Here is a 6,334-nt window from a genome sequence, read left to right as displayed (position 1 = left end):
ACGGCATCACGGGCCTGCCCACCGACTCGGAGCTCGCCGGTGGTCTGACACAGCAATCGGTGAGCGGCTGGACGTCCTGGGGCCGCCAGAACAGCAATCCCCAGCACCAGGATCCGTTTGCCTTCAACGCCCGCCTCAACTACTCCTGGATCCTCGGCCGGCACACCTTGAAGACCGGCTACGAGTATCAGGCGATCAACACCGAGGTGGACGATGTGCATCCGAAGTACGGGTCGGATTCGTACTCGGGGCAGTTCAGTCGTCCCAGTGGCGCCGAGTCCGATGCGGCCACGTACAACCTGGCGGATTTCATGGTCGGTGCGCGCAGCGGCTACTCGCTCGTCAACCCGTTCACGTTCAATCTCCGCCAACGCATGCACTTCGGCTATCTGCAGGACGACTGGAGAGTCATACCTAATCTGACGCTGAACCTCGGCGTCCGCTATGAATACGCCACCCCACAGTGGGAGGCGGACAATTACCTGACGAACTTCGACCCGGCGACGCAGACATTGCTGCAGGCCTCGGACGGGTCGGTGGCCGATCGCGCGCTGGTCAATCCAGATCGCAACAACTTCGCGCCGCGTGTGGGCGCCGCCTACAGCCTGAACGACAAGACGGTGCTCCGTTCGGCGTACGGCATCAGCTACATCCATTTCAACCGGCTCGGCGGCGAGAACCTCCTCTCGTTCAACGGCCCGCACGTCGTCCCGATCACGATTGCGCAGCAGCCATCGCAAGGTCTGTGCACGTCGGACACCTCGCCGACGTCCTGCTTTCGACCGACCCAGATGGGGTATCCCGAAGGGTTGAACGTTCCCGAGAACTTCGATCCAATCAACGGACGTGTGAACTACATCCCACCGGACACGCGCACTGGCTACATCCAGAGCTGGCACGTGACCGTGCAGCGCGAGCTCTGGTCGCGGTTCGTCGTCGATATTGGCTACGTTGGCAACAAGAGCGACCATCTGGTGATCCTGGGGGACCTGAATCAAGCGCGACCGAATGCCATTGGCGAGGAGACACCGCTGCAGGAGCGCCGGCCAATCCCGGACTATCAGTTCATCCAGTCGGCATTCGACGGCGGCAGGGGCGACTATCACGCGCTGCAGCTGAAGGTCGAGCGTCGTTATTCCGCGGGCCTGTACCTGCTCAACTCGTTCACGTGGTCGCGCGCGCGGGACAATGCCTCCGGCCATCTCGAGACGGCAAACGGCGACAACAGTCGCGTCAACCTGGCCGATCTCGACGGGGAGTTCGGCCTCTCCGGATACAACGAGCCGCTCAACAACACCACGACCGTCGTCTGGGAGCTGCCAATCGGTCGCAATCGGACGTGGGGCGCGGCCATGAGCCCTCTGCTCGACGCCCTCGTCGGCGGCTGGCGGGTCACGGCCATCAACACGATGACCAGCGGGCGTTCCGTGAACCTGACTTACTCACCCTCCTCGGCATTCAGCGTGAGCGGCGCGCCCACCTACCGGCCGAACGTGACTGGCGATATCTACGTGGCCGACGGCCAGCGTACGATTGAGAACTATTTCGATTCGAACAACGTCGTCATTCCCACAGACTCGAGCCAGCCGTTTGGCAACGTACCAAGGAACGCCGCCCGCGGACCGGCCGTCTACACACTGGACCTGGGACTGCACAAGCGCTTCGAGGTTCCTCGCGCGGCCATGCGGCTCGAGCTGCGAGTAGAAGCCTTCAATGTCCTCAACAAGACGAACTTCGGCACGCCGAACGGGAGCCTCACGTCGACCTCTTTCGGAACCATTACGTCTCTCGCGACCACGCCCCGCCAGATCCAGCTGGGTGTTGAAGCTCGACTTCTGATATGGACGCGGGCTCTCAACGGTCTGGTGGAGGAGCAGTCGATTCACGGATCCGCAGCTCCGTGTCCAGCACGATCAGCGAGTCCGCTGGCGTATCGGGATCGGCGCTGGAGGGGTTCAGCTTGCCGAGCAGCATCTTCATCGCCCGCCGCCCGATGTCACGGGTCGGTTGCGCGACGGTGGTGAGCCGCGGGCTGAAGCTCGCCGCCCACTCGAAGTCATCGAAGCCGAGCACGCTGACGCGGCCGGGGCAGGCCACGCGCGACTCGACCGCGGCGCGCATCAGGCCAAGCGTCATCTTGTTGTTGCACGAGAGGATGGCCGTCGGCGGTTCTGCCAAGCGCAGCAGCTCCTGGCCGCCGCGATAGCCGCTGTCGAGTTGAAAATCGCCGGGGCGAAAATACTCGTCGCGTACTGGGAGGTGCGCCTCCTGCATGGCCTTCCGGAATCCTTCGACACGGTCCACGCCGCTCGAGAGGCGCAAGTCGCCGGTAATGATCGCAATGCGCGTGTGTCCGAGGCCGATCAGGTGTCGGGTGGCTTCGTAGGCGCCCTGCACATTGTTGGACACCACCGCACCCCGCGTGAAGCCGACCGGCACGCGATCGATGAAGACGAGCGGAAACCGGCGTCGAATCAGGCCGTCGTAAGCGGAGGAGGAATCGGTGCAGGCCAGGATGGCGCCGTCCACCCGCCTGGAGAACAGCGTGCTCAACTGCGTCTGCTCGCGCTCGGGAGAGCCGCCAGAATTGCAGAGGATCAGCGAGTAGCCGTGCTGCAACGCCTCCGTCTCGATGCCCTGCACCACCTCGAGAAAGAACTGGTTGCTGATGTCGGGGACGACCATGCCGATGACCTGCGTCCGGCCGATCTTGAGGCTGCGCGCGACGTGGTCGGGATGATAGTCCAACACGGCCATGGCCTCTCGGACGCGTGCCTGGCGCTCCGCGCTGACGCCACCCTTGCCATTTACGACGGCAGAGACCGTCGCCGGTGACACGCCGGCGAGACGCGCCACATCGACCATCGTCAGCGGCCGCCCTGACGTCTTCGGCCCGTCGACCATTGGGGAGAAAAAGGAACCGGGTACCTTTTCGGTCGCGAAAAGGTACCCGGTTCCTTTTCGCGGCTTGACACCAGGTCTCACGCTGGTGTATCAAACGTTTCGACACTATCACAGTAAGAAGCGATAGCGCCAGGCGACGGCCGTGAAAATATGGCCTAATTCGGCGCTTGTTTGCCCTCAGCGTCTGTCATTAGGCATTTCTGAAACGTTTCAAACTGGCCTCGTTGGTCCAGGAGCCCTAAGGAGCGCGTTATGAGACGACTGACGCTCGCATCACTGGCTCTGCTCTTCCTGCACGCAACAATTGCCCTCGCCCAGAGTGACCGAGGCGCGATCACCGGGCTCGTGGTCGACGAGCAAGACCGGGTCATTCCTGGGGCCGCCGTGGCGCTGACCAATACCGAAACGAACGTGTCGACGGCTGTCACGACCGACGAGTCGGGGAGCTTCCGCTTCACGTCGTTGACGGTGGGGAGCTATGAGCTTTCGACCGAGCTGAGCGGCTTCAAGATCTCCGTACAGGAGGTGTCCGTCGAAGTTGGACGCACCGTCGCGCTGACCGTCGTGCTCAGCCCGGGCGACGTCGCGGAAACGGTCACGGTCGAAGCCGCAGCGCTCGCGCTCGATACGACGACCTCCGACACCGGGACGACGGTGACGCGCCGGCAGATCCTCGACCTGCCCGTGCCGCTGACCGGCGCCATGCGAAACCCACTGAACTTCGTCGTCATGACACCGGGCGTGAGCGGATCGATACCGGGGGCGGTCCCGGACCTGCGTCTCAACATCAGCGGCTCGCCGGCCGCCTCGGCCGAGGTTTTCATCGACGGCATTCCGGTTGCCGACACCAATCTGTCCGGCAGCATGTCGAACAATCACCCCGCGCTCGAGTCGATTGGCGAGTTCAAGATCAGCAACAACAGCTATTCGGCGGAGTACGGCCTGGCGACCGGAATCGTCTCGTTCACGCTACGCTCCGGGACGAACCAGTTTCGTGGCAACGTCTTCGAGTACCTGCAGAACGATGCGCTCAACGCACAGGACTTTCCCACCAAGGCTCGCGGCGAGCCGAAGGCGCCGCTGAACCAGAACGAGTACGGGTTCACGCTCGGTGGGCCTGTCTGGCTGCCGAAAGGACTCGGTCCGCTCGCGTACGATGGACACAACCGAACGTTCTTCTTCACGAGCTATTCGGGGTTCAAGTTCCGTCCCAGCGCCAACAATCCCAACCTGACCACGATCCCGAACAGGTTCCGACAGGGGGACTTCTCGCAGCTGCTCGGGCCACAGCTCTTCGTGCCCAACCCACGCAACTCCTCCCAGCTGCTGCCGTTGTTGGACCCTGCGGGACGGCCGGTGTTCGAGGGCGCAATCTACGACCCGACGAATTCGCGCACGGTCATTGGTCCGGATGGGCAGGCGTACAACATTCGCGATCCGTTCCCCGACAACGTCATTCCTTCTGGCCACTCCGGGCTCAGCGCCGCCTCACAACGGATCATGCAAGACTTCCCGCAGGCGCAGACCGACGCCGTCTTCAACAACTTCTTCCGGCAGACGCGCCAAGTGAACGACGAAGAGCGCTTCGTCGTGAAAATCGATCACAACATCAGCCCGCTGCAGACGCTGTCTGGCAGTCTGTCGCTCGGAAGCAGTCGAGAATCGAACATCGGCACACTCAACGAGCTGGATGCGACCGAGAACGACAGACCATCGTGGCAGGCGCGCTTTGCCCACACGAAGACGTTCTCTTCGAACCTTCTCAACAACTTCGTCTTTGGCTTCCTGCGCGATCGCCTCGTCGCGGGTCCTGTCGTTGCCGGTCCACCGTTGGACGAGCTCGGGCTCGGCGGCATCAGCCTGCCATCGGGCGCGCCGTATCCAGCCATTGGGCTCCGCAACCAAAATGGGATTGGTGGTAATGCCTTCTCGCTCGTGGCGCAGAACCGCTTCGTGTTGAGCAACGTTACCACCTGGGTGCGCGGGTCGCACACGTTGAAGCTCGGCGGAGAGTTTCGGCGGCTGCAGCGCAACGAGAGGAGCAACAATTCCGGCCGCTTCGCGTTCGAGCCCACGCAGACTGCGCTCAACGGCGTCGGCTTCGTGAATACCGCACAGGGGCCGGCCGCCGTCTCCATCACGGCGGCGGCGACCGGTAATTCAGTCGCGAGCTTCATGTTTGGCGCGGCGGACTTCTCGCGCTTCGACATTGGCGCGACCACGGCAGGCTATCGCTGGCTGACGGCAAGCGGATTCGTGCAGGACGATTGGCGCGTGGCACGAAACCTGACGCTCAACCTCGGATTCCGCTACGACGTCTCGGTGCCGCGCACGGAAGTGTTCGGTCGTGTCTCCACGGTCGATCCGGAGCTGCCAAACCCGGCCGCAGGTGGGTTGCCGGGCGCTTACACGTTCTATGGCGAGGGGGAGGGACGCAACGGCCGGAAGAGGATTGGCGACATCGATTGGAAGGGGTTCCAGCCCCGCATAGGATTTGCCTACACACCAAATGCCGAGCGTGGCTTCCTGGGCAGGCTGTTCGGCGACGAGCGCTCGGTGCTGCGCGGCAGCTTTGCCATCACGAGACCGCTCGGGAACGACAACCTGACGAATGGGATTTCCGGCGGCCTCTACGCAGCCGGATTCAACGGCGTGGCGACCGTGAATCGGCCGGGCGACGAGCTCGGCTCGGCGGCCTACTTCTGGGACGACCCGTATCCCGGGTTCCAGGCCCCGCCGTTCATCGATCCTGGCCTGCTCGTCGGCAATGCCAATCCGGCGCTCATCAGTCCGGAGGCCGGGAAGATGCCGACACAGATCAACTGGTCGTTCGAGCTGCAGCGAGAGCTGCCGGGGGGCTTTCTAGCGAGCGCCGCCTACGTGGGCACGCACATCTATCACGTGGGCCTCTGGCGCAAACCGAATCAGGTGCCGCTCGAGGTCGCCGAGGAGTATCGCGGCGCCGCGGAGAGCGCTGGTCTTCCGCTGAACGAGTTCCTGAACCTGCCGATTGGCGACCCGCGCGTCATGGCGGCAGGCCTCCGGCCGCCGTTCGACACCTTCGGCGACCTGTTCGGCGCCGGTGCTACGGTGGCGCAAGCGCTCCGGCCGTTCCCGCAATACGGAAATATCGACAACGTCATGCAGCCGGTCGGCAGCGCGTCGTACAACGGCCTGCTGACGAAGGTGCAGAAACGGTTCTCGAACGGCCTGACGATGTTGCTGTCTTATACGTTCTCGAAGACACTCGGCACGGTGGATTCTTTCCAAGGCGCCGACGCAGGCGCGCAGAACGCGCGTTTCGCCCGGTCGTTCCAGCAGGACTTCTACGACAACCGGAGCGAGCGATCCGTGACCAGCTCGGACATCCCGCACGTGCTCGCGTTGAGCTACACGTACGAGCTGCCGTTCGGACCGGGCAAGCCCCTGC

Annotated in this window: 2 protein-coding genes; one reads left to right on the top strand and one right to left on the bottom strand. The window is 63.4% G+C overall.

Going from position 1 to position 6,334, the window contains the following annotated elements; translation table 11 throughout:
- Positions 1–1,854: 1,854 nt before the first annotated feature.
- Positions 1,855–2,904 carry a substrate-binding domain-containing protein gene (locus GEV06_27885; GenBank protein MPZ21679.1) on the bottom strand — a complete coding sequence of 350 codons (1,050 nt, stop codon included), beginning with the start codon at positions 2,902–2,904 and terminating at the stop codon, positions 1,855–1,857.
- A 252-nt stretch (positions 2,905–3,156) separates the two neighbouring features.
- On the opposite strand from GEV06_27885, the gene GEV06_27880 reads away from it, so the two are divergent.
- A partial coding sequence (locus GEV06_27880; protein MPZ21678.1) for a hypothetical protein occupies positions 3,157–6,334 on the top strand: 3,178 nt, incomplete at its 3' end.

Source organism: Luteitalea sp. (genome assembly GCA_009377605.1).
Lineage (GTDB): Bacteria > Acidobacteriota > Vicinamibacteria > Vicinamibacterales > Vicinamibacteraceae > WHTT01.
Note: the sequence above shows the minus strand (reverse complement) of the source record. Positions and strands in the feature narration are given on the sequence as shown.